This is a genomic window from Bradyrhizobium sp. Unk1 (assembly GCF_059512345.1).
In genome coordinates this window covers 1-562 of record NZ_JCAMOP010000220.1, presented here as the reverse complement: position 1 = coordinate 562, position 562 = coordinate 1, and the positions used below count along the sequence as shown (strand labels likewise).

1 protein-coding gene is annotated in these 562 nt (G+C 64.6%); it reads left to right on the top strand.

Annotated elements, in window-relative coordinates; genetic code table 11:
- On the top strand, positions 1 to 562 hold a 562-nt coding region (locus AC5ZFO_RS48225; RefSeq protein WP_496124301.1), incomplete at both ends, for a ribonucleotide reductase N-terminal alpha domain-containing protein.

Below are 562 nucleotides of genomic sequence, written 5' to 3'. Positions count from 1 at the left end.
TCGACACCAAGCGGCTCGCGCTGATTATCGGCGAAGCCTGCGCCGGTCTCGACGGCGTCTCCGCGGCACCCGTGCTCGCCGAGACCACCCGCAATCTCTACGACGGCATCAGCCAGGACGAACTCGCGCTGGCCTCGATCATGGCCGCTCGCACGCTGGTCGAACAGGAGCCGAACTACGCCTATGTCAGCGCGCGCCTGCTGCTGGACAAACTCCGTGGCGAGGTGCTGTCCTACGTCCATGGCCTGCCGACATCCGCCTCGCAGGCGGACATGGCGACCCGCTATGCCGAATACTTCCCGGCCTATGTGAAGACCGGTATCGCCGCCGAACTGCTCGATCCGGAACTGGCCCGTTTCGATCTCGGCCGGATCGCCGCGGCGCTGAAGCCCGAGCGCGACTTGAACTTCCAGTTTCTCGGCCTTCAGACGCTGTACGACCGCTATTTCCTGCACGTCCGCGGCAAGCGGATCGAATTGCCGCAGGCCTTCTTCATGCGCGTCGCGATGGGTCTTGCGGTTCGCGAGATCGACCGAGAGGCCAAGGCGATCGAGTTCTACGA